Source organism: Segatella paludivivens DSM 17968 = JCM 13650 (genome assembly GCF_000373185.1).
Lineage (GTDB): Bacteria > Bacteroidota > Bacteroidia > Bacteroidales > Bacteroidaceae > Prevotella > Prevotella paludivivens.
Window position 1 is genome coordinate 1 of sequence record NZ_KB890646.1, and the last position, 26156, is coordinate 26156.

Below are 26156 nucleotides of genomic sequence, written 5' to 3' on the forward strand. Positions count from 1 at the left end.
TCAGTTAAACTGTGAGTAAGTTTCCATGTCATTGCATCTCGCTTGGCATCCTCTCGGAACTTAAGGTGTACACCATGAATGTTAGAATGTTTGAAGTCGGCAGGATTTACCACAGAGTCACTTGTAACTCCTACATGGAAACTGCCGAGGCCATCAATCGTGACCTCCTCACCATTAAGAAGGTGGTCACGAATTACATCCATCAACTCAGTAAGGACCAAAGTAACATCGCCACACGTGGCTGAACAGTTCCTTTGTATCTCTTTAGCGATTTCATTCATGCCGATTTTTCCAGTCTTTCTTGTTCTTGCGAAGTATTTTTCTTCTGTTCTGGATTTCTCCAATGTGCATTGTATTGCCATAATAATATTTTTTTATTTTGTTTTTTAATGTCGTTTCCTACATGTTTTTACGAAACGCATTGTTATACAACACGTTAGCTAGTGTATATGAATCCGTTGTTATACACTAAACAGAGTGATTAGGGCTTAATCACTCGATTGTTCTACATGCTTTTCAGAGTGATTAGGGTCTAATCACTCAAAGGCGCAACGAAAAAGGTGATTTTATTCTCGCTGCGCTTCGTGATTATGCAGTGACTATAACCTTGTATTTCATGCCTACAGCTAGTCTTTTTGATTCAAATCCACGGTTAGTCAACAATCGTCCAAGACTTATTAGTGCCTGGCGGTCGTAGGTTATCAACTTATAATACTTCCTAATGATATCAACCATCTCTGGCAATGTCAATTCTTGCGGTGTTTCGTAAGGCTTTGGTACACGGAACAGGCTGTCGATTATTGGTTCAATATCTGAAATTTCGATAAACTGTTTGTTGTCCAGCATGATCTTCATGGTTTCCTCGTCGTTGAAAAAATATCTTTCACCAGCAGCTATCTCAGCAACAAGTTGAGCATAAAGCTGTTCATATTCTACCTCACTTGTGAAATCTATGTTACCATCTATCTCAATACACAGATAACGACGGCTACCAGTTAGGTCCTTTAGCGGTTTCACAGTATTTGTCGTTGCCACAAAACTAGCATAGCGTCGACGATTGGAGAAACTAGCCTGATACGGCATTCTCATTCTTACCGTAGGAGTAGAAATAAGGTACTTCAACAGTGGTTGTTTACCCAAACTGACAGAATCAAATTCGTCAATGTTGATCAATGCAGTATTGGTCAATCCCATAAACATTGACGTATCGTTTTTAAAGCTGATACGGTCGTTGTAGAATTCCTGAAGTTCGGGAGGCAGGATGATAGCACAAAATGAACTTTTTCCACAACCCTGCTTACCAATGAATAGCGGAACGATTGCATTAGCCTGTTTCTGCGTACGTCCCATCCAATGCGCTACCATTGAGAGCATCCATACATGGAAGTTGTGAACAAAGTCGGCATTGCCTGTCGGCACTCTTCTAGCAAACTCACTCACACGGTCTTTGCCATCCCATTTCGGCAAGTTATCAAGATAGTCGTTTATCGGATCATAAGTAGGGATAAGCGTTGAATCAAGATAACGATCCAAGTCTTTGTCCCATGATTCAAGTCCCATTTTCAATGCTTTCAGTGTCATGGTGTAACGATCCTCTTTTTCCATTGGTCGGAAAGAATAGTCATAACCGTTTTTATATCTGAATTCGTTTTTCCCAGAAATAACATTCTTGCGGAATTCATAGAATGTATTCATAAACGCTTCCTGCTTGAAAGCCATGAGCTGTACTTTGGAAAGATGTTTTTCTGGGTAAAACTTTTCCATTTCCTTATGGTAAACTTCCATGAAAATGTTTTCTACAAGTAGTTCATCGCTACCAAATTCAGAGTTATATTTTATGAGTTTGATGCACATTCCCATCGGCAGCCCTGATTCGTGACAGTATTGGGCAAGAGTATTCAGAAAATCATGAACCTTATATTCATCTTCATCAAGACGTGTATTGTTAAGCGCATCCATAAAACAGTAATGAAATAGCATCTGATTGGTCTGCGACTTTGTTCTTCCCATAAAGATAGGCAGTTCGTCAGCCTTTTGGGGCATTACAAGCGGTTTGAGACTAGGTGTGTGTTCGTTATCCTTTATAGATAGAGGTATTGCGTCTTCGTGAATAATCGCATCAAAGTCAACAGACACACAGCAAGATGTTTCCAACGTTGGCGGAATGTTGTCAATCGACATCTGAAGTTGGGTGCTGTAGATATAATGCAGTTTACGATAAGCTTCATTAATGAAAGTCTGTCTGTTTTCATCAGGCAGTTTTCCGTCGGGAAGCGTTGCCCGGCATACTATTTTCACGGAGCATCCTGTTATTCCGATGAACGTCATTAGCGTGTAAGGGATCAGTGCAGCTTGGTCACGGATTTTCTTAGCTTGATCATCGTTTTCAAGGCGGTTAATTTCAAGAAGAATAAGTCCGTTGAAATTATTGATGACAGTTCTTCCTTCAGTCTTTTTCCATTCGGCAGCAAAACAGACGCGTCTTGCTTTTTTCACAGAATCAAGTTCGTTGAATTTCGGTCCATTGTGAAGGAGTGTTAGAGGAAAATCTTCTCTTACTTTGTTTACTTCTTCGGCATATTTGCCAGAGATAATGTTTTCGTAGATGGTTGTAAGTTCTATTCTTGTAAAGAATATTTCGTCCTTTTCTTTTCGGGCAATTGATGTTTTCATTTCGCTAATTAATTATTTTTTTATTTTATCATAGAAATCGGTTAAGGATCATGTAGGATCAATGTATAAAACATGTAGGAAAAGCACTTCTTATACATTAGCAAACGTGTTGATTAGTAGCGATTTAGACCTCAAATGTAGGTAATGTAGGTATTTCCTAAACATTTTTAGAATTTTCGTTTCCCATGACCGGTTAGTTCATGCAAAGGTAATAAAAAATACATAATTTTGCAAATGTTTGAACAAGAAATACGGAATAGGATGTAACACAAATAAAACAGACGGATATCATTTCTTTTATAGAAGTTTTGCTTCATCAAATTGCCTTGATCTTTACTTGTTGGCTTTTTTTCATAGCATGGTTTATGCCCTCACAGAAAGCAATTGCGTGATAAATAAAGAAAATAATAACAACCGTTGAAAAAGCAATCACAAGTAACGTGTTTTCAAAAGAGGATATTCCTTATTTTAAAGAGTTTTTGAAATTTTATTTTTATAGTATATTGTCATTGCAAATGAGAATAAGATTTTCATAATGATCCAATCCATTGTTATATAAAGATCTCTGAACTGATTTATTGTTGCTCGCCAACTTGGGACTAAATCATACAGCAATACGTCTATAAGTCGCTATCATGGGTTTTCAACATAATTTGTAGAGTATTTATAAGTTAGTGACTTATACACAAAAAATGCTCCTAACAGAACTAGTGGTATTGACAGCCACTGTCCCATATCTAAAGCCATGGAATACTCAAAGTCAACTTGTACCTCTTTCACAAATTCTATAAAGAAACGGAAAGTAAAGATCGTTACTATGCAATAGCCAAAAAAGAAACCATGTCCAAGACTTTTGCCCAATCTTGTTTGACGATATAAAATCACGCCTATAACAAACACAATTAAATAAAACAAGGCTTCATATAATTGTGCAGGATGCCTAGGCACAGAGTCAACCCTGTCAAAAATAAAAGCCCAAGGTACATTTGTTGGGCGTCCGATTATCTCGGAATTCATCAAATTACCCAATCTTATCATCATCGCTGTAAAAGGCGCAGCAATTGCTATACAATCTAACACATAAAGTGTTTTTACTTTATTGTGTTTGCAATAATACCATAAAGCTATGATTAAGCCGATAACGCCTCCATGTGATGCTAATCCGGCATACCCTGTGTATATCCAATCACCATTTACAAGAAATCGAATGGGAATGAATATCTCTATAATATGCTTAGGACTGCTAAAGAAATATTCATAATCATAAAAAAGGCAATGACCGAGTCGTGCTCCTGAGAATATTCCTATAATTGAATACAGAAATAGTTGGTCTACTTTTACATTTTCATTTTTGTTTGTTTTACATAGGTATTTAACAATATTATATGCTCCTATTAATCCTATAGCCCATAATAGTCCGTACCAACGTATTGGATAACCAAAGAAAGAAAACAACTCTATTTGTGGATTCCAGTGAATATAGTCCATGGCAAAATCGATTAAAATTTATGACGTAAATTTACTAATTCTAATCAACAAAACAAAGTTTCTATTTTGGCATTAACTATAATAAACATAATTCTCAAAACATTTGCACTATACACTTGATATACTCACTAAATACCAAACACGAGAAGATTATTACTGCACAAGCTATCCATTTACAATCAGTGTTAAATCATGAGCAACTATAAGTTGCTCATGTACTGATGAAAAATCTAAGCGGTGAGTGATGTTTAAAACTTCACACCAAAGAACCACCCAAACCACATTGCTTTATTGTTGTTCTGAAAAGCTTGCGAGATCATACTGCTGCTGTTTCCTGTGAATGATATTTTACCCGCAGAACCACTTTTTTCATTTTCTTTGTCGGGATCATAATAATTAAATGACAAACCACCGACCAATGTCAAATGTTTCTCTAGACGATAATTGAGACCCAATCGAACATTCACCATACTTCCCTGATATGTATCGGAAGAATTTGTAGCAAGCAACGAACTATAAATGGCATCAATGTTTACAGATAATCTTTTATAAATTGGTTGGATAAATCCAACACCGTATCCAACACCTACTTTGTCTTTGCCTATTCCTGCGTCAAGAATAGAATAGAGCTTTTTGCCACCTGTTTTATACATAAAATTGCAGTAGTAGGTTTCATCCTTTGTGAATTCCAAAGCTCGATATCCATTCTTGACAAAGTTGAACAAGCCGACTTGGACTCCGCTTTCAATCGTATCTGCAATATTAACAAGTCCAAACTGTAAACCATTCAACTTTCTTGCCCTGTTTAAAATCGAACTAACTTGCACACCAGAAACATCATGAGTTGTGTGGCTCATGATTCCAGAGAGTTGTACACCATTGACGTCAGAAGCGAGTCCGTAAATTCCTGAAATCTGACAGCCTGTTATTTGGTTAACTTGAATATTAGCAATACCTGCTAATTGCAAACCTGTTATTTTACTCAAATTCGTATTCAAGACACCACCGAGCTGCACACCGTCAATAGTCCCTTTGTTATTATTGAAAATACCAGCAAGCTGTAATCCTTCTACATCATGATTGCTAATATTTCCAATTCCTGAAATTTGTGCACCAGTGATTTTACTGAAGGTATAATTGAAAATACCAGCAAGTTGCAAACCATTAATCTGTCCATTAACGACATTGACTAAGCCTGCTACTTGCCCACCCTTGACATTACTCTCGGTAATGTTGGCAAGACCTCCGATTTCAAAGCCTGATAATCCTTTTGAGTAACCTGCTAAAATATTTAAAGAGAAATGATTGACGTTTAAGCCCTTGGTTAATTGCTGCGAACCCATACCAGGCAAAAAGGATACCTGAACAGGAATAGAGCGAATCGTATTTACTAGCCTATTAAGATATAATGCCGATTGCGGAACTAAATTCCGAACTAATGATAATTTTTCAAACTGCTTTTGAGAGGATGACACCTTTAATTCCTTAATTTCAGAAGGTGAAAGGGTTGTGCTAGGAACTTTTCGATTAAGATTAATTATTTTCTCCGTATTTAATGTTTCTGCAACCAAAAGGGTATCTATATAATCGGGGCAGCTTATATGGATGTATTGTGTTGGTTCTTTCAGTCTAAGATGAAATGCTCCATCATTATTTGTGATGGCAGCTTTGTTTTCTTTAACCGCATATACAACGGCTGAATCCAAAGGAAGCCCATCTGAGTTTCTCACAACTCCTAGAATAATAAAATCTTCTGATTCTGTGTTTATTCCTTTCAAACGTAAAATAACATGGTTCCCGATGGTCGTGTAAGCAAAACGGTTGGACAAGATTCTATCCAAAGCCTTTTTGAGAGCTATGTTTCTTTCGTTCATCGTAACTCTGTCATACGCAGGAATTTGTCTTGGATTATATGCAAAGAAGAAATCATAACCTTGCTCTATAACATGCAAAGTCTGCGGGACAAACAAGTTTTGCACGTTGATAGATATTTTGCGGTGCAAATCAACTTGTGAAGATGAGTTTTGTGCTACAAGAGCCAACATTAATATCAGCAGGAAGTATCTTATTTTATTCGTCATCATTTCCATTGGTTATATAATACACATTTCCTTTTTTGGTGTAATCAAGATTCAAAGTTTGCGTGATAACAGTCAAGATTTCATTCAAAGAATTGTCCTTGAATGAAGAAGAAAAACATAGCTTCTTATCCACCGCATCATCTATTTTTATTTTTGCAGAATAACTTCTTTCCAACTTAGCCATGATCGTTGGCAGATCTCGATTTTTAAAAGTAATAATCTTGTGGACCTTGAATATCTTATTCGTGACATGAGAAACCAAAACATTTTTTGTTAGCTTCATAATTGTATCGCTGCTAGCCTTGATCACAGCTTTTTCGCCATTGGTAATGATTAACGACAAAGTATCTTTGTGAGCACGCGCAAGAAAAACTTTAACTTTTCCAGACAAGACATAGACCATCACGTCGTTATTTTTCTTCTCGTTTACAGAGAATTTTGTACCTAACACTTCCACTCCACCACGATTAGCTTCAACTATAAAGCGATGTTTTATATCTCGCTTTACATTGAAGAAAGCTTTTCCAGAAAGTTTTGTTAAGCGAATTTGTTTTTGAGTATCAAAGGTATATTCAATCTTTGAATGCTTTGAAAGCAATGCTGAAGAACCATCTGGCAATGTAGACATTAATGCACTGTTGGCACTTGCTACAGCAAATTCTGGTGAAGAAGTAGCTGTATGCTTATTGAAAAATGGGATTGAAACAACAATAAATACAACTATAGCAGCGGCAGCAGCAGTAAGATAATATAGATTGAAACGACGTTTCTTCTGCGAAATGCGACGACTGACTTTTGACCACGCTTTTTGAACGTTAAAAGGTTTATGAACAGATGACTCAAACCACAGTTTCTCATATCGGATAAATTCCTCCAAATTTTCATCAGAAGATTCCATCCAATCAATCAGTTCTTTTATTTCTGTCGCATTGGCTTCACCCGAAAGGTATTTCGCGATAGAAATCTCGTCAATATGTGGATATTGGTCTTTCATTTTTAATTGTTATCTATTCAAAAATTCTATTTTATCAGTTATGTTACATTTAAAATATCACATTATTGTTTCTAAGCTTTTCATTTTATGCTTTTATCTTTATTTTATTCCTATACAAATTGCAATGATTATCGCAGGCAAATACTCTGACAATTCCGTTCGGAGTGTAGACAGAGCCTTTCCCATCTGATTTTCAACCGTCTTAACAGATATATTTAATTCTGCAGCAATTTCTTTATATTTCATGCCATCTTCACGACTCATCAAAAAGATTTTTTTACGCTCTGTTGGCAATTCATTTACTGCTTGTAAAATCATCTCTTGCAATTCACTTGTCTCTGCGGGATTGGCAGCACACTGTTCGGCATCAGATATGCTTGCCTTATTAAAGATATTAAATTCTTTTTTAATATCGAAATGCTTTAAATGATTCAGCGCCATATTCCGTGCCGCACGATACATATAAGCTTTTATCGAGAGATCATCGGGAAGTTCATTTCGCTTTTCCCAAAATTTGACGAAAAGTTCTTGGATAACATCTTCACTTGCGTCGTAATCCTTGAGTATGCCGAACACAAAGTTGCAAAGGGGTTCGTAATGCTGCATAAACAGTATCTCGAATCCCTCCTTCGTATGCCAAGTATTTGGAAATGTCACGATTAAGTCTTTATTATATTTTCAACAAAGATATATACTTTTTTTTATACTAACTTGCTTTTTAAAGAGAAAATACGATTCCTGCATTAAAACCAATCCAGCCTGCAACTTTATATTTACTTCCACTATGTTCAAAGAGTGTATGCGGCATTTTGATTACGCTGGCAAATTCTCCATTTTCTTTTTGATTAGTGACAAATGTCTTGAAACTTGGTCCCACCTTTATTCCGAGATGCTTTGTTACTTGATATTGATAGTTCAAATTGAATTGGTTTAATAAATTCATTTTGTTGTCACCCCATTTCCAATTGTAATGAAGAGCATCGCAAATCAGTTCCATATTTAATTTATGATTGTCCTTTATAGGAATTATTGAACCAAAGCCCAATCCTGTACTAAACACCGACTTATCATTGTGTTCGCCAATGCCTGCTCTGAATATCGTATGAAACTTTTCTTTGCCCATCTTATAGGATAAGCTTGTAATAAAGAGTTCATTAGTAGAAACTTCGAAAGCATAATATCCATTTTTAACTACATTGAAGAGACCTATCGGGAGAACATCATCATCGGCACCACAAACATTTACAACGCCAATTTGGATTCCTTTTCCTTTTTTAGCATAATTCACTACGCCTATTTGACTTCCATATAAATTGTTTTTAACAAAATTGATTGTAGACAACTGAAATCCGTTATGTGAATCAGAGACATTTGCAACACCGGAAATTGCTACGCCTATCGATTGTCCCTTAGTCAAGTTTGCGACTCCAGACAGAAGAAGTCCTTTACTATCTCCCGACGCTATATTGCAAACTCCCGAAACAATTCCTCCCCTATTATTACCTGATGTGACATTGCAAACTCCAGATATTTGACATCCGTTCACGTCTCCTTGATTAATATTTGCCACAGATCCAAATTCGAATCCGTTTACGCCACCATTTAATCCACCGATAATGTTGAACGAAAAGTTATTCTTATAATCTACAGAATTAGTTCCAGCTGTCCCAACCGGATAGATAAATGACACTTGCACTGTCTTCTTTTCTTGCGCATTTGTATTCAAACTGGCTAATACAGCCAAAAATAAAATGCTTAATCCTTTTATTGTCTTCATTGTTTATTATAAAAATTGTTTTGTTATACTTATAGAACATCTATCATAGATGTTACCCCTATTCCACTCTTAAAAAAACATCGAATTATCTCATATTGCTTAAAACGACACATCTTACTTATTAAGAATCGCATAGTTACAAGTTTAGTTTTCTCACATTTATATGATATAGTCGTAAGTATATATCGTACAAATAAGAAACAGCCATTCTTTGGAGAAATATCTAGCAAGTGAGAGCAGATCCGAGTCCACTTATGAAGGATTGCACCCTCTAAATTGACGAAGAACCATCTTAAATTTGAAAAAACATCTGTTTATGTTTAAAATCAGTGCAATACAGTGACGGAGAAAAATAGTATTTTACACTACTACTATTGTTTATCTATAGCTTCAACGATTAGTTGAGGACTTTGAGTAGTTTTAGCCCTTTTCATTTTTTAATGACTGACAATCTACATAAAGTTATAAATGATTCATAACTATACCATAATTTATTATTTATATTTATAAAGTTTGTCTTGGCTTTGCATAAAATTCAGCAATGATGGACAGAACTTTCAGATATATACAATGATCTTATTCTCGTTTAGAGAATCTTTATATCAACAAAATCAAATAATTGGATAAAATGGCTAGAAAGACTTTACATACTCAAATATATGATTTTGGCAAGTTTTATAAATATTTTAATTAAGCAAAAGAAAACAAACAAGAAAACAAACCATTTACCTGATATTATAGAGAATATACAGGAACTAACAAGATACTATGGAGACAAGTATAAAATTAAGAAAACAAAGATAGAAAATATTCTACTAGAAATCAACAAACACGTTTTTATAAAAATAAACAAGGGAATATATTGTGATATATTTAAAAAATAACAAGCCATCTGAAAGAAAAAAAATAAAGATAAGATAAAAAACATCAAAAAATATTTGGAAGGTATCAAAAAAAACTATATATTTGCAAATAAAAAAAAGATGAAATTCAAAATTCTAAGTTCAAAAGAGTACAATATCAAACTAAAAGCTACAATACACAGTAGCGGAAAGTTAGGATTTACAGCGGACACTGCGGATAAACTAAAGTTAAGCCCAAAGTCTGCCATAAAATTTGCACAGGACGAAGACGATGAGAGCATATTATACCTCATAAATGCCTCAGAACCAGATTCCGATTCTTTTCCTGTGAATAAAGCTGGTAATTACTATTACGTAAACGCAAAAGGTCTTTTTGACCATTTAGGCTTCGATTATATAAATAACAGCATCATGTTTGACATGGCTGATGTTAGCGAGAATGACATTGAAATTTACAAATTAACTAAAAGAGAAAAGCGGAGAATAAAAGGGGAATAATAAAAAAGATGCAAACGTGAATTCGCATCTTTCTTAAGAAAATAAAATATTACTTTACCAGGGTCATATTTTTCCGAGGCTACTCACCTCTATATTCTCTTAAGCAAAGATAAGAATTTTCGAAAAGAAATCGAAAAAATTCATGTTAAATTACGCATCTGCTTTATAGCTTACCCAATAATTATTATTAAAAATGCTGAATATTCTTTATTTTGGCATGTCAAGATTGCAAATTTAACTATTTGCAGATCTTTAATCGAGTGTTCCATTTATTTTTTTATCAACATGATAGAAAATAATATGAGATGGATTATATCCATGTCTAATAGAATGAATCGCATTCGATACTTTTTCAAGTAACATAGGTTAGTCGGAAGAAAAATCACATTGTTTACAAACATAATTCGATTTCTTGTACGACTCTCCTACATTTATTTAATAAAAATATATAAGATATATGTATAATACAAATATACTCTTAGATAAAAAAAATAAAAAAAATATGTTTAAAATAATAATAGATAATAAAGTATATGATGTTGCAGCACCTTTGATTACAGGCCAAGGGATATTGGAAATAGCATATAGCTCATTCAAAGGTTATGAACTATGTATGAAAACATCAGGCAATACAATGAGAAAAATTGCGCATGATGAAATAATAGACTTAAGTTTGCCCGGGTTGGAACATTTCGTTACAATTGCAAAAGCTCATGATAATGAGCTTGATTCCAAAAAGCCACATTCTAAAAAATACAAAGTCAAAATTGATAAGAATGAGTATGAAGTCGATCATCCTTTAATAACTGGTAGAGAATTGCTTGAATTGGCGAAAAAGATTCCTTATACAAAGTATGGTATAAGTAAACGTATAAAAGGAAATAAATATATACCAATTGAGTATGACGAAAACGTCGATTTATCTGAACCCGGAATTGAGAAGTTTGTAACCCTTCCTTACGAACATACAGATGGAGAAGAGCCCGAAAGGGCCTTCTCTTTTAATGAAGAAGACACTTTTTTTTTAGATTCTTTAAATCTCCCCTATGAGGCTGTATCAGATGGTAACACTCATTGGTTATTGATACACAATTTTAATATACCAGAAGGATACAACACAGATAGTGCAACAGCAGCTATTATCATCCCAAGTGGCTATCCTGATACGTCATTGGATATGGTTTATTTTAATCCAAGTTTGTCGTTAAATAATGGACAACAGATACCTGCTACACAGTGTCAAGTTCTGATACGCGGACTTTCTTTTCAGAGATGGTCTCGACATTTTACTGCGCAAAATCCATGGAGACCTGGTATAGACAATCTCAATACGTTCTATCTCTATATTCAAAATTGGCTTAAAAGAGAACTGAAAAAATGAAATACAAGTTACGTTTAATTAAAGATGATTACAATTTATTGCAATCTCATCTTTTAGGTAATTCTGGCAAAGAAGCCGCTGCTATTGGTCTATGTGGAAGATGCGAGTATGGAGACGAAAAAGTTATGACCTTACAAAAGGTTGTTCTGATACCTTACAATGAGTGTTATTGTTCCGAAGATAATGTAAGTTGGTCAACTAATCAATTGATTCCACTGTTAAAGGAAGCTGCAGATCATAATTATGCCATTTTAAAGATACATTCTCATCCTAAAGGTGGAAGATTCTTTTCCAAACAAGACAATCATTCTGACGATGATTTGTTTAGTTCTATCATAGGCGGTTGGTGCGAGTCAGATCAACCTCATATTTCTGCAATTATGTTGCCAGACGGAGAAATCTATGGAAGAGCCGCTTTACCTAATAATCAATATGCAGATATATACAGTGTTATGGTTGTAGGTGAAGAAATAGACTTCTTCTATCATAAATATCAGCATTTTTCGGATAGCTATTCTTTACGAACAATACAAACATTCGGAGAGGGTACCTATTCAAAATTAAAGCAGTTGAAAATCGGAGTTGTTGGCTGTTCAGGAACAGGCAGTATTACAATTGAACAGTTAATGAGATACTGTGTAGGTGATTTTGTACTGGTGGACCCTGATATTATTGAGAGTAAAAATCTGAATAGATTAGTAGGAAGTAAGCAAACCGAAGATTGCATTGGCATGGCTAAGGTTGATTTCTATAAAAATCAGATTATAGCAGCAAATTTAGGTAGTAAAGTAAATACTTTTAAATCAAATATTTGTAATTCTAAAGAAACACTTCAATGCCTATCAACTTGCGATATTATTTTTGGTTGTATGGATTCTGCATCGGGAAGAAATATTCTAAATCGCTTATGTACTTTTTGTTTAATTCCTTATTTCGACATGGGGGTATACATATCAGCGGATGGTCATGGCGGAATTGATAAAATTTCAACTGCAGTTCATTATCTACAACCAGCAAAATCAACTTTATATACGAGGAAAGCATACGACATGAATCAGGTGAATGCAGAACTGATGGAGTTAACAGAACCTGAACGGTATAAAACTGAAAGTAAAGAAGGGTATGTAAAAAATGCAAATGTAGAAAGTCCAGCTGTCATTAGCATTAATTGTTGTGTAAGTTCAATAGCCGTTATCGAGATGCTTAATAGAATTAGCAAATTCAAAAATGAACCAGCAGAACATTTTTCAAAGATTGTTTATGATATTTCGGAAGGTGCTATTATTCCCTATTCTGAGGATCAATTTGAAGTAGACGATAGATTGACCAAATTTAAAGGAAAAGGATGGTGTAAACCATACTTGGATATACCAACTTTAAGCTGATATTATAATGAAATCATTAATTTATATTACATGGTTCCACTAGCAATAACAAATATTTTATGTAAAATTATAAGAAAGCAACAAAAGTATGCACTTGTGCGGTATATTGCCATAAAATAGCACGTTATATGAACAGTGCTTAATATGTTCCCCGAAAGTTAACCAAACTTTCGGGGTTTATTATGAAAAATATAAGAAAAAAGTTGATATTAAGTAGTATAAGTTCGGCACAATACCTGCCGATTATAATAAAGGTATAAATTATTAATAATATTTTCAAATGCTTAACTTCATGAGAGCTCTTCAATTTTGATTATTTATAGTTTATTTTCTCCTATTTAAGAATATTAATCTAGGAATTTGATTACTTTATGAATTTTAAATGAGAATCATTTTCAAATATTGTTAATACAGATTTAGCAGATTAGCAAGCTACAAAAAATTGAATTTTACTTTAGAACATCTAACATATTAAACACCTAACATTTCTGGAAGCAGCATATAAAGCATCTCTCTATTTTAGTGGACTTATTTCTTCATTATAAATGTAGCCCATGGTGGCTATAATATATACTTTCTTCTAAATATGCATCTTTTATAATTATTCAAACGTCTCTTGAACATGGTTCAAGTTAAATATTTATAGATAAAAATTATATCGAATAAAGCATGTTGATTAAACAATAAATAATAAAAGCACTTAAAAGCAAATATTAGGGATAAAATATATATTTATTTCCTTTTATGAATAAAATGATATATATTTGCATTGTTAAATATAAAACTTTGATGCATGAAAAAATTATTATCTTTATTTGCTATACTACTATTAGCTGCAACTTCTTACGCACAAAACAAGATCGATGGAGTTTGGACTGGTAAACTAAATGCCGGTGCACAAACTCTGACAATCGTTATCCACGTAAACCATGATACAAATGGAAATGCAACATCATCACTTGATAGTCCTGATCAAGGAGCAAAGGATATTCCAGCAAAAGTAGACTACAGTTCTTCTGATTCTATTGCAATAAGTATTGTTAAGTTGGGAGCTTCTTTTAAAGGTCACTTAAGCGGAGATGAAATCAATGGTGAATTCTCGCAAATGGGATATAATTTTCCACTTAATCTTAAGCGAGGTGAGGAAAAACTTAACCGTCCACAAAATCCAACAAAGCCATACCCTTACAAAACAGAAGAGGTGACTTTCACGAATGCCACGGACAAGGCTATGCTTGCGGGAACAATCTGCTATCCTGTGAACTACCAAAAAGGTAAGACTCCCGTTGTACTAATGGTAACAGGAAGCGGTCTTGAAAACAGAGACGAAGAGGTGTTTGATCATAAGCCATTCTTGGTAATTGCGGATTATCTTGCTCGCAACGGTGTCGCAACACTGCGATATGACGACCGCACTTATTGTGAGTCTAAAGGTGGTGACGTAAAAAATGCAACGACGAAAGATTTTGCACGTGATGCAGAAGCTGGTATAGCATATCTGAAATCAACGAAGAAATTCGGTAAGGTTGGCGTGCTCGGTCATAGCGAAGGCGGTTCGATCGCATTTATGCTTGGAGCAAAGAACAAGGTTGACTTCATCATCAGCATGGCTGGTATTGGGGTCAAAGGCGACACAGCTCTTACGGCACAAACCAACAAGGCTATGGAACTAGCAGGACAGACTAACAGACTTACCACTCTGCAATTCAGAATAAGCACTTCGTTTAAGAAATCACCTTGGCTAAACTATTTCATTGATTATGATCCTGCTGCCGACATCGCTGCAACGAAATGTCCTGTCATGGCTATCGACGGCGACAAGGACTTCCAGGTGATTTCATCGCTAAACTTAGCTGGAATAAAAAAGAATCTTCATGAAAGTCAATACAATTTTATTCGTGAATATCCATCATTAAACCATCTTTTTCAGCATTGCACTACAGGTGCCTTAGATGAATATCGGTCAATAGAGGAAACGGTGTCACCAGAAGTGCTTAGCGATATGGCAAAATGGATTCATTCTCTGAAATAATACAGATATATTTGAAAACAACAACTACACGATTAAAGACTAATACTAAAGTATGAAAAAAGAGATTTTGGCTATTATGATTTGCTTGCCATCGATGATGATGGCACAATACAAATCACAAGTATGGAGTCCCGACAACGGAGATGGCACTTACACAAATCCTGTAATTAACGCAGATTACAGTGATCCAGATGTTATGGCTGTGGAGAATGATTATTATCTCACAGCAAGTTCGTTCAACTGTATTCCAGGACTACCAGTATTGCATTCACGCGATCTGGTGAACTGGGAAATCATTGGGCATGCTGTTGACAATCTAGAACCAGACTCTATATTCAGTAAACCAGCACACGGCATGGGCGTGTGGGCACCAAGCATAAGATACCATAACGGCGAATATTATATATATTGGGGAGACCCTGATTACGGTGTATTCATGGTTAAGACAAAAGATCCTTCAGGAAAATGGGACGAACCAATATGCGTGATAAAGGGTAAGGGAATTATTGATACTACCCCATTATGGGATGATGACGGGCGTTGCTATCTCGTAAACGGATGGGCTAACAGCCGTAATAACTTCGCATCAATTTTGACTGTAAGAGAGCTTTCGGCTGATGGAACACATGCAATAGGGAAACCCGTGATCGTGTTTGATGGCAACGGAAACGAAAACCGCACTTGCGAAGGACCGAAGTTTTACAAGCGCAACGGATGGTATTGGATTATGTGTCCAGCAGGTGGTGTGCCAACAGGTTTCCAACTTGCTATGCGTTCTAAATCTCCATACGGTCCTTATGAAAGTAAGGTTGTGATGAGACAAGGCAAAAGCAATATCAACGGGCCTCATCAAGGCGGTTGGGTTCATACTGCACAAGGCGAAGACTGGTTTGTGCACTTCCAAGACAAAGGAGCTTACGGCAGAGTTGTACATCTCCAACCGATAGATTGGTCGACAGGTTGGCCTATCATGGGAAATAATGGTACTCCATACGAGAAATTCCGCAAGCCGAAATCAGATAGCAAGACTATCGTAAACCCACAGGAAAGTGACGAATTCAACTCTCCCACCTTGGGACAACAATGGCAATGGCATGCGAACTACAAAGATGTATACGGAATGCCAACAAGCTTGGGAGTATTCAGAATATACAATAACAAGAGTAACCAAACTATATGGCATACCCCCAATCTGCTATTACAAAAAACTCCTGCCGACAACTTCACCGCCACGGCAAAGCTACGATTAACGGCAAAGAACGAAAACCAAATGGGAGGAATAATCATGATGGGACTTGACTATTCAGCACTTGTGGTAAAACGCGTAGACGACAAATTCCAACTTCAACAGATAACATGCAAGAATGCCGACAAAGAAACAGCCGAAGACTGTAAGATTATTGCAACTCTTGACGCAACAGCAAAGGACAAGATTGACTATCAGCCAGCAATACACGAAGACATATACATGAGAATGAGCGTGAACGCAGGAAAATGTCAATTTGCATGGAGTGCAGACGGAAAGACATTCCATGATGTTGGTAATATATTCACCATGAAAGAAGGCAAATGGATTGGTGCAAAAATAGGATTCGTGAGTAAGGAACCTGAAGGAAAGAACAACCGCGGATGGATAGACGTGGATTGGTTCAGAGTTACAAAATAGAGAATTTAGAAATAAAAAATGAATATATTTTTTGTATTTCTGCCGATTTACAGTACTTTTGCAAAGCATAACATGAAAAAGCTACAGAAATGAAGATATCGAAGATCTTTTCAATTGCCGCAATAGCTCTTGCCGCAATGAGTATGGTTTCTTGTAACAACAAGAAATTCCATGTAACAGGTGAGATTTCCAATGCAAAGGATTCCACTCTGTATTTTGAGAACATGAGTTTGAACGGTCCTGTTGTACTTGACTCTGTAAAACTGGATAAAGACGGTAATTTCTCTTTTGATGGGAAAGCTCCGAAAGCTCCAGAATTCTATCGTCTGCGTATCGCCGGTCAGATTATCAACGTGAGCATAGACTCTACAGAGACTGTGAGCATCAATGGCGCATATCCTACTATGGCTTCAAAATATGAAGTAAAAGGCAGCGAAAACTGTTCTAAGATAAAGGAATTGGCTATACTACAGCTAAAGCTGCAAGCCAATGTAAACTCTATCATAAACAATCCTAATCTTGGCACTGATGCTGTTGAAGCAAACGTCAGCCAACTGCTTGAAGCATATAAGAACAACATCAAGCGTAACTACATCTTTAAGGAACCAATGAAAGCAAGTTCTTACTTCGCACTGTTCCAGACTGTAGTACTTGGAAACACTCAAAGTCTGATTTTCAATCCACGCAACAACAAGGAAGATATAAAGGTTTATGCTGCCGTAGCCACAAGCTGGGATACATATTATCCAAAAGCTGAAAGAGGACTCAACCTACACAATATTGCATTGCAGGGAATGAAAGACGTAAGAATCATTCAGGCAGAGCAACAGCAGAAGCAACAGATTGACGCAAGCAAGGTGAGTGTGACAGGAATTATTGATATAGCACTTAACGACAACAAAGGACACGTGCGCAAACTATCAGACCTAAAGGGCAAGGTAGTACTGCTAGACTTCCACATGTTTGCCGGAGAAGGTAGTCTGAAGCGCATCATGATGCTTCGTGAACTATACAACAAATATCACGCACAAGGCTTTGAAATCTATCAGGTATCTGTAGACCCAGACGAGCACTTCTGGAAAACACAGACATCTGCTATTCCTTGGATAAGCGTACGCGATGAGGACGGAACAAACTCACAGGTTCTTGCTCAATACAATGTACAGAACATTCCAACATTCTTCATTATCGGAAAAGACAACGTATTGAAGAAGCGTGACGCACAGATTAAAGATCTAGATGCAGAAATAAAGAGTCTGCTATAAAAGACAAATAACAATATAAAAAACAGGAGTAGCATCAATTAGAAGCTACTCCTGTTTTTTTTGTTGGGTTAAAATAGTTCATCATTAAAGATATCCAATATTCCGTTATAATAACGTCTTGTATTGTTTTCATATTCCATTTTAGCCTCATCCGGACAACCTAGATGTCACTTGGCTACGACATCTCAAAAATCAGTATATGCATATTTTAAATGCTTCAAAGCCATTAATGGTATCTTTCAACACACACCATGCTCTCAATTCCTTATAATTCAAATCCACAAGAGAATGGTCATCATTTTCAATTTTGATAAGACTGCACAATATTACATCATTCTGATTGCACAAACCCTGCCATAGCTATTAAACGGATTATATTATAATAACCATATGGCATATTTGCCAAACATAGCAGCAATAATGAATTGTATGTACTTCATAAGTATCAGTCTTGATGTGGAATATTAGTTAACAGGCAACTATTAATTATAGATAATAAATATTGTCTACTTATTTTTCTTTTATAGCTATTGTTATTTTGGACATTACATATAATTCTACCTTTTATATTATACCAACCTCAAATAGATTTGGTGAACAAATCAGATTCGTGACCAATTTGGTACACTTACGATACAGCCGCAGTAATTTATTTTTTCATTTTCCTTTTTAATGCAAACAATGCATCGCTTGCAGGCATATATTTTTTCTTTTTTGCTAGTTTGAACATTTTTTTAGCATCCCCAAACATACCACAATATTCATAGTAAACTCCACTATAATAATAAGATTCACCATTCTCCCATTTTGTACTTAAAGCAATCATTATATCATTATGCATCTCTGTATAATTTAATGATTTAAAATGCTCTCTTGCATCTCTGACTTTTATATCAAAAACTTGGAATAATTTTTGTTCAGCGCATTCTTCTCCAGCTTCTTTAGCTGTATTGTAATATGAAACAGCGAGTTCGTATGCGTGTATTTTGACAGCACAATCACCAGCTAGAATTTCCATATCACGAATTGCTCTATTATCAAAAACATAATACACATATTTAGACTGCACATTATTACACAATTGAATTGCTTCTTTAAAATCTCCTTTTTGGAAAAGTCGATACATTTCCTCTCTATAAGGTTGAACCGTATGAGATATCTGTATCGCTCTTTGCGTCATTTCACCATATGCTTGAAGATACGTTTCCCTTAAACTTGTATCATAGATTTGCGCGTTAAGATTTAAACTAAATGCTAATCCTAAAAATATTATTATTTTTTTTATCATCTTTTATATTATTGAGTTAAACGTTTAGATGTTATTTTTTTAATCATTTGATATCCTTCTTGTGGAGATTGATCATCTTTGTATTGTATCATTTGGCATCTACCTCCTCCAATAGTTCTTTTTAGGAAAAATGACAATTTTTTAAATTTATCAATATGATAACACGTATATTGCACTATATTTCCATCACCATATTCAGACTTAGTTTCAAATCGAGTATTTCTAACTATTATCATTTTAAATAAGTCCTTACGATACTCATATACTTCGATATCTTTACAGCTGAAAAATTTTATAATTCGCCAATTGAAAGCTTTAAATATTGGATTAAAAAAATTATCCATATCTGTAACATTACAATAAAACTGCCCATCAGTTGCGACAGCTCCAATAAGTTGATTCGATACTGTAATTATTTTCCTTGTATTATTTATATATGGGATATCAGATTTGTTATTATCATAGGCTAAGTTAAAAAGTTCATCACACGTTTTTAGATCACTATTAAGTAAATCATGAACTTTAACGGTATTAGAATGATGGTTTGGATTATCAAAAAAAGAACCTACAGTTTCTTCCACTAAATCACAAAAAGCACCAATATTTTCGGACTGTGCGTAAATGTAGGTATCACCTAACAGAATAAAAACAAATAAAATAAATATTTTTTTCATATTTGATTATTTTTGATACGTTTTTAATAAAGGCTCAGGGTTACTTAATATAACGTGAGTTCAATAATGCGGAAGATGGTGTCTAACAAAGGTTTAATTGCTTTCACTGTAAAATACTGGTTTGCTAGCTTTTTACAGTGAAAGGGAAGAAATACTTAATTATATCTTTTCTATGACTCTATGTAGAATCAAATTCAGTTTAAAAACTTCTTAACCAACTTTCAAGATCAAGTAACATCTGAGTATGATACTTGAAGCTTGTATGTATTCCCCATCCATGTCCGCCAGAAGGATAAACATGAAGAGATCCAGGAACATCATGACGATAGAGTTCTGAATAATAGTTCACACCATTAGAAGGAAATACGACACGGTCGTCATCACTTAATGCTATCCATGCACGCGGTGTAACTCTCGTAACCTGCAAATCATTGCTATACAGTTTTTCATCTTTCTTACGTGCATCTTTTCCCAATAGATTGTCGTGACTGCCCTGATGAGTATATCCCGGAGCCATCGTTATAACAGGATAGAAAAGAATCTGAAAATCTGGCTTCGCATCACCGCTGCTATGAGTAGCAATTGTAGAGGCAAGATGTCCTCCAGCAGAAGAACCCATTATACCGATATCATCGCTTTTAATATTCCAACTAGAGGCATTAGCTCTTACCAATTTCATGGCAGTTTCAGCATCACTTATAGGAACATCGACATTACCCTTTGGCATACGGTATTTAAGAACGATAGCCGCAATACCCATGTTATTGAAAAATGGAGCCCATTCCTTACCTTCATGATCCATAGCCAGACCAGCATAGCCACCACCAGGACATATCACGACCGCTCTTCCGGTAGCAGCCTTATCACTAGGAAGATAAACATACACCTTTGCGGTATCGGTGCTGTCACCATTACTGTTTGGGGCACCACTTTGCCACAGATTCATTTCCAATTGTTTCTGGGCAGAAGCAGAAAAAGCTACGAGCAGCATGCCCAAGGATAACATTAAATGTTTTGATTTCATATACTTTTTGTTGTCGTTTTATCTTATTTTACTACTATCACTTGCAAAGATAGCGAAAAAATCGTAATATTGCAGCGAGATTAAATTTATTAAACACACCATGTTAAGACGTATATTATTTTTTGCCGCACTTTCTACAATGACATTTGGAGTGCAGGCCAAAGTGAAGCTGCCGCATATTATTGGCGACAACATGATTTTACAACAAGATTCCGAAGCTAGACTTTGGGGTTGGGACACTCCAGGAAAGACCGTCAAGGTGAACGTTTCGTGGAGCAAGGAATCTTATTCTGCAAAAACAGACAGCAAAGGGAAATGGATTGTTGGGGTGAAAACTCCAAAAGCAAGTTATACACCTCTGTCGATAACATTCAACGACGGTGACAACAAGACAACAATAAACGACGTCCTTTCAGGCGAGGTCTGGGTATGCGCTGGACAAAGCAACATGGAAATGCCAGTAAAGGGATTTGGCAACTGTCCCGTTGAAGGATATAACAAAGCGGTGATGAATGCCAATGAATACAAAGGCATACATTATGTGAAAATACCTAGCGTGATGAGTACCAAACCTCTTGATGACGCACAATGCGATTGGAAGGTTATAGGTCCTCAGACTGTCGGCGATGCTTCGGCTACCGGATATTTCTTTGCCCAAGCAATAAACAAGACTCTTGACATACCTGTCGGTTTGGTTATGGCAAACAAAGGCGGCACCAGAGTAGAAAGTTGGCTTGACCGTGATTATCTTGAAAAGAATACCACAGAGCCACTTGACTCAATGGAGATGGTGAAGAAATTTCCATGGGACTATCATCGTCCAATGTTATGGGGTAACGGCACTTTCTCACCAATACTCAACTATACCGTAAAAGGAATCTTGTTTTATCAGGGATGCTCTAACGTAGGCGATCCTGCAGGGCAATACACAAAGCGACTCAACGACTTAGTTTCTCAATGGAGACGTGACTTTAAATTGGGCGATATTCCTTTCTACTTTGTACAGATTGCACCATACTACAATTCTGACGTGAACGGTGATTGGGGTCCAAGACTTCGTGAACAGCAGTTTAATGCCTCAAAGATAATTCCAAACAGTGGGATTGTATGCATAGACGACCTTGTATATCCATACGAGAGTCAACAGGTTCATCCTTCACAGAAGCAGCAAGTTGGAGAACGACTTGCACTGCAAGCACTGAACAAGACTTACGGCATGAAGGATATATGGTGTGATAGTCCTGAATACAAAGATATGAAGATAAGCAATGATACATGCTACGTGAATCTAAGAAACGACTATGGCGGAATAAATCGTTATGAAGATATTCAGGGATTTGAAGTGGCTGGAGCCGACAAAGTATTCCATAAGGCAAACGCTTCTTATTACTGGACTAAAGGAATTATCATCACAAGTCAAGAAGTAAAGAAACCTGTAGCTGTGAGATATGGCTTTAGAAACTGGGGATATGACAATGTTAAAAATGCAGCACTACTGCCACTATTCCCATTCAGAACTGATAACTGGTAAACAATGAACATGTTGAATAAATTCAAATATTGTCCTATTTGCGGTTCTTCTCTCTTTAACATTAGTAGTGAGAAGAGCCGCAAATGCGGGAAATGCGGCTTTGAGTATTTCGTAAATCCAAGCAGTGCAAACGTGGCTTTTATACTGAATAAAGACGGAGATTTACTTGTAGAGCGCAGAAAGAATGAACCGGCAAAGGGAACTCTTGACCTTCCGGGTGGATTCGCCGATATGAACGAAACTGTAGAACAAGGACTCGTGCGTGAAGTAATGGAGGAAACAGGGTTAGAAGTTACAGAAGTAAGATATATGTTCAGCAAACCAAATACATATCATTACAGTGGAGTTGACATCCCTACTCTAGATATGTTTTTTAGTTGCAAGGTTAAAGACGACAGTAAAGTGAAAGCAAACGACGACGCTGCCGAATGTATCTGGATACCTTTAAAAGAAATCAAAACAGAACTATTCGGACTTAATTCAGTAAGACACGGACTCATTGATTTTATAAAGAAGCCCAATGGCACATTGTAATAACATTTCGCAATTATTTTATATCAGCTTAACTTCAAACTAAAACTAAAATACTTAAAAAACCGAAAAAAAATGCCATATAATAATGTATACGTAAAAGTTTTAGTTACTTTTGCGCCCTAACAACGTACAATTCGCAATTATGCAAGAAAATTTAGTTATCGTAGAGAGCCCCGCAAAGGCTAAGACTATTGAGAAATTTTTAGGAAACGATTTCAAGGTAATGTCTTCTTATGGTCACATTCGCGACCTCAAGAAGAAGGAATTAAGTATAGATGCAGAAACACTGGAACCAGATTACGAAATTCCTGACGAGAAAAAGAAACTTGTTTCCGAGTTGAAGTCAAACGCCAAGAAAGCCAAAAAGATTTGGTTAGCATCCGATGAGGACCGCGAGGGAGAAGCTATTTCATGGCACCTTTGCGAAGTACTTGGACTTGACGAAAAAAACACAAGCCGTATCGTGTTTCACGAAATCACGAAATCAGCTATCCTTGACGCTATAAAGACTCCACGTCATCTTGACATGAATCTTGTAAACGCACAACAGGCACGCCGCGTGCTTGACCGCCTTGTGGGATTTAAACTATCACCTGTATTATGGAGAAAAGTTAAACCAGCTCTAAGCGCAGGACGAGTACAGAGCGTTGCTGTGAGACTTATTGTTGAGCGAGAGCGCGAGATACAGGCTTTTAAGAGCGAACCATACTATCGCATAAATGCAATTCTCACTATCACGAATCCTAACGGAAACATCAGTGAAGTGAAAACAGAATTGGACACACGATTCAACACACACGAAGAAGCTGTTGCTTTCCTTGAGAAATGCAAGGATGCAAAATTCACAGTGTCATCTATAGCTAAGAAACCTTTACACCGCACCCCAGCGCCTCCTTTCACTACATCAACATTGCAGCAGGAAGCAGCAAGAAAACTGGGATTCACCGTAAGTCAGACGATGATGGTGGCACAGCACTTATATGAGAACGGACGCATCACATACATGCGTACCGATTCTGTTAACCTCTCATCACTTGCGATAAATACCAGTAAAGACGAGATTATCAAACTGTGGGGCAAGGAATACAGTAAGACTCGCAAATATCAGACTCATTCTAAGGGAGCACAAGAAGCACATGAGGCTATACGTCCTACTGAAATGAATAATACCGAGATTGAAGGTACATTGCAGGAAAAGAGACTGTACGAACTTATCTGGAAGCGCACAGTTGCATCACAAATGGCTGACGCCGAAATAGACAAGACTACAGTAACAATAGACGTAGCCGGAGTAAAAGAGAAATTTGTTGCAAACGGCGAGGTAGTTACTTTTGACGGTTTCCTGAAAGTTTACCGTGAGTCTACAGATGATGACGACAACAATCAGGACGAGTCAACTCATAATCTACCAGCAATGAAAGAGGGTGACGAACTGCAAAGACGTGAGATAACATCAACAGAGCGTTACAGCATGGGTCCAAACAGATACACTGAAGCCAGTCTGGTACACAAACTAGAGGAACTTGGTATCGGACGTCCTTCTACTTACGCGCCTACAATATCTACTATACAACAACGTGAATACGTTCAGAAAGGTGATAAGAGCGGCAAGGAAAGAGAATACGTTATCGACACTCTGAAAGGCATAAAAGTTACAAGCAAGCAGAAAAAGGAAATGGCTGGCAACGAGAAGGGAAAGCTTCTGCCTACAGATATCGGAATCGTTGTTAACGACTTTCTAATGGAAAACTTCCCTGACATTATGGACTATAACTTCACTGCAAAAGTTGAGCAGCAGTTTGACCAAATAGCTGAAGGTAAGGAAGAATGGAACATCATGATGAAAGACTTCGACAAGGAGTTTGAGCCAACTGTTGAGAAGGTTAGAAATGCACGTTCAGAGCATAAAGCAGGAGAACGCGAACTTGGAACTGATCCAAAGAGCGGTAAACCAGTATTTGTTAAGATTGGTCGTTTCGGTCCTTTAGTTCAGATTGGTTCTGCCGATGATGAAGAGAAGCCAAGATTCTCACAGTTACCATCCGACAAGAGTATGGAGACTATTACCCTTGACGAAGCTTTGGAACTGTTTAAATTGCCACGCACAGTAGGTCAGTTTGAAGATACAGACGTTGTTATCGGTGCTGGTCGTTTCGGACCATACATAATGCACAACAAGAAATACGTTTCTCTGCCAAAAACAGAGAATCCAATGACAACAACATTAGAAACAGCTGTAAAGCTGATAATGGAAAAGCGTGAGCAAGAAAAGCAACGCCACATCAAGTCATTCGAGCAAGACGCAGCGATGGAAGTGCTTAACGGCAGATACGGTCCATATATCGCTTACGACGGAAAGAACTATCGCATGCCAAAGACTCTGCACGACAAGGCCGCAGAACTTACTTTTGAGCAGTGTATGGATATTGTGAAGAATGCCCCTGAGCCAAAGGCTAGAAGAAAGAAATGAGAAGAATCATTATAATTGGATATATGGGTGCCGGCAAGACAACTGTCGGCAAGACTTTAGCACAAGAACTCAATCTGCCCTTCTATGACCTAGACTGGTACATAGAGAGCAGAATGAGAAAAACGGTAAAGGAAATCTTTGACGAACGAGGAGAAGAAGGGTTCAGACTTATTGAGCACAACCTTCTTCATGAGGTAGCTGAATTTGAGGATGTGATAATCAGTTGCGGCGGTGGAGCACCATGTTTCTATGACAACATCGACTACATGAACCAACAGGGAGACACGGTCTATCTAAAAGCCACTCCCGAAGTATTGTATGGTCATTTGAAAATGGGAAAGAGCGTGAGACCATTACTGCAAAACAAGACCTCTGAAGAGGTGAAAGAATTCATAAACGACCAGTTAGTGGTACGCGAGCCATACTATAGTAAGGCTAAGTATACCCTTGACGTAAACCTCATGGATAATTACGAGAAAATTAAAATATTTGTTACTAAATTAAGAGAATTGCTCGGTTTATAAGCAATCAT

21 protein-coding genes are annotated in these 26156 nt (G+C 36.6%); 10 read left to right on the forward strand and 11 right to left on the reverse strand.

Annotated elements, in window-relative coordinates; translation table 11 throughout:
• The 7 genes from B045_RS14450 to B045_RS0107765 form a co-directional block, all read right to left on the reverse strand.
• A partial coding sequence (locus B045_RS14450) for an HU family DNA-binding protein (protein WP_018463704.1) occupies nt 1-362 on the reverse strand: 362 nt, incomplete at its 3' end.
• A gap of 226 nt (nt 363-588) precedes the next feature.
• A complete protein-coding gene (locus B045_RS0107735; RefSeq protein ID WP_018463705.1) occupies nt 589-2673 on the reverse strand; it encodes a VapE domain-containing protein in 2085 nt (694 codons plus the stop codon).
• 633 nt (nt 2674-3306) lie between these two features.
• Complete coding sequence (lgt, locus tag B045_RS14455) at nt 3307-4161, reverse strand: prolipoprotein diacylglyceryl transferase (RefSeq protein ID WP_018463707.1); 855 nt, start codon at nt 4159-4161, stop codon at nt 3307-3309.
• 248 nt (nt 4162-4409) lie between these two features.
• Nucleotides 4410-6245, reverse strand: coding sequence for a carboxypeptidase-like regulatory domain-containing protein (locus tag B045_RS0107750; RefSeq protein ID WP_154650130.1), 1836 nt, complete (start codon nt 6243-6245; stop codon nt 4410-4412).
• Complete coding sequence (locus B045_RS0107755) at nt 6232-7236, reverse strand: FecR family protein (protein ID WP_018463709.1); 1005 nt, start codon at nt 7234-7236, stop codon at nt 6232-6234. Before B045_RS0107755 ends, B045_RS0107750 begins: the two co-directional genes overlap by 14 nt.
• A 99-nt stretch (nt 7237-7335) precedes the next feature.
• Nucleotides 7336-7893 (reverse strand): RNA polymerase sigma-70 factor, encoded by a 558-nt coding sequence (locus B045_RS0107760; RefSeq protein ID WP_025882761.1) that lies wholly within the window; start codon nt 7891-7893, stop codon nt 7336-7338.
• Between the two features lie 61 nt (nt 7894-7954).
• A complete protein-coding gene (locus tag B045_RS0107765) occupies nt 7955-9013 on the reverse strand; it encodes an LA_2272 family surface repeat-containing protein (protein ID WP_018463711.1) in 1059 nt (352 codons plus the stop codon).
• A 938-nt stretch (nt 9014-9951) separates the two neighbouring features.
• On the opposite strand from B045_RS0107765, the gene B045_RS0107775 reads away from it, so the two are divergent.
• The 6 genes from B045_RS0107775 to B045_RS0107800 all read left to right on the forward strand — a co-directional run bounded on the left by B045_RS0107775 (nt 9952) and on the right by B045_RS0107800 (nt 18103).
• Nucleotides 9952-10374 carry a hypothetical protein gene (locus tag B045_RS0107775; protein ID WP_238311953.1) on the forward strand — a complete coding sequence of 141 codons (423 nt, stop codon included), beginning with the start codon at nt 9952-9954 and terminating at the stop codon, nt 10372-10374.
• A gap of 457 nt (nt 10375-10831) precedes the next feature.
• Nucleotides 10832-11755 carry a multiubiquitin domain-containing protein gene (locus B045_RS0107780; RefSeq protein ID WP_018463714.1) on the forward strand — a complete coding sequence of 308 codons (924 nt, stop codon included), beginning with the start codon at nt 10832-10834 and terminating at the stop codon, nt 11753-11755.
• Nucleotides 11752-13140 (forward strand): ThiF family adenylyltransferase, encoded by a 1389-nt coding sequence (locus B045_RS0107785; RefSeq protein ID WP_018463715.1) that lies wholly within the window; start codon nt 11752-11754, stop codon nt 13138-13140. The genes B045_RS0107780 and B045_RS0107785 overlap by 4 nt, the downstream gene beginning before the upstream one ends.
• 793 nt (nt 13141-13933) lie before the next feature.
• A complete protein-coding gene (locus tag B045_RS0107790) occupies nt 13934-15172 on the forward strand; it encodes an alpha/beta hydrolase family protein (protein WP_018463716.1) in 1239 nt (412 codons plus the stop codon).
• Nucleotides 15173-15224: 52 nt separating this feature from the next.
• Entirely contained in the window at nt 15225-16838 is a 1614-nt protein-coding gene (locus B045_RS0107795; RefSeq protein WP_025882754.1) for a glycoside hydrolase family 43 protein, read from the forward strand.
• A gap of 89 nt (nt 16839-16927) precedes the next feature.
• Nucleotides 16928-18103, forward strand: coding sequence for a TlpA disulfide reductase family protein (locus B045_RS0107800; protein WP_018463718.1), 1176 nt, complete (start codon nt 16928-16930; stop codon nt 18101-18103).
• A 331-nt stretch (nt 18104-18434) separates the two neighbouring features.
• On the opposite strand, the gene B045_RS15855 is transcribed toward B045_RS0107800, so the two are convergent.
• The 4 genes from B045_RS15855 to B045_RS0107815 all read right to left on the reverse strand — a co-directional run bounded on the left by B045_RS15855 (nt 18435) and on the right by B045_RS0107815 (nt 21089).
• Nucleotides 18435-18521, reverse strand: a complete 87-nt coding sequence (locus B045_RS15855) for a DUF6804 family protein (protein WP_373277729.1) — start codon at nt 18519-18521, stop codon at nt 18435-18437.
• Between the two features lie 231 nt (nt 18522-18752).
• Nucleotides 18753-19391, reverse strand: coding sequence for a hypothetical protein (locus B045_RS0107805; protein WP_018463719.1), 639 nt, complete (start codon nt 19389-19391; stop codon nt 18753-18755).
• 8 nt (nt 19392-19399) lie between these two features.
• Nucleotides 19400-20065, reverse strand: coding sequence for a hypothetical protein (locus B045_RS0107810; protein ID WP_018463720.1), 666 nt, complete (start codon nt 20063-20065; stop codon nt 19400-19402).
• Nucleotides 20066-20264: 199 nt separating this feature from the next.
• Nucleotides 20265-21089: an alpha/beta hydrolase gene (locus B045_RS0107815; RefSeq protein ID WP_025882751.1), complete on the reverse strand. Its 825-nt coding sequence runs from the start codon at nt 21087-21089 to the stop codon at nt 20265-20267.
• Nucleotides 21090-21189: 100 nt separating this feature from the next.
• On the opposite strand from B045_RS0107815, the gene B045_RS0107820 reads away from it, so the two are divergent.
• The 4 genes from B045_RS0107820 (at nt 21190) to B045_RS0107835 (ending at nt 26148) form a co-directional block, all read left to right on the forward strand.
• Nucleotides 21190-22620, forward strand: coding sequence for a sialate O-acetylesterase (locus B045_RS0107820; RefSeq protein WP_018463722.1), 1431 nt, complete (start codon nt 21190-21192; stop codon nt 22618-22620).
• Nucleotides 22621-22623: 3 nt separating this feature from the next.
• Nucleotides 22624-23154, forward strand: coding sequence for an NUDIX hydrolase (locus B045_RS0107825; protein ID WP_018463723.1), 531 nt, complete (start codon nt 22624-22626; stop codon nt 23152-23154).
• Nucleotides 23155-23296: 142 nt separating this feature from the next.
• Nucleotides 23297-25624, forward strand: coding sequence for a type I DNA topoisomerase (topA, locus tag B045_RS0107830; RefSeq protein WP_018463724.1), 2328 nt, complete (start codon nt 23297-23299; stop codon nt 25622-25624).
• Nucleotides 25621-26148, forward strand: coding sequence for a shikimate kinase (locus B045_RS0107835; protein WP_018463725.1), 528 nt, complete (start codon nt 25621-25623; stop codon nt 26146-26148). Before topA ends, B045_RS0107835 begins: the two co-directional genes overlap by 4 nt.
• The last annotated feature ends 8 nt before the right edge of the window (nt 26149-26156 follow it).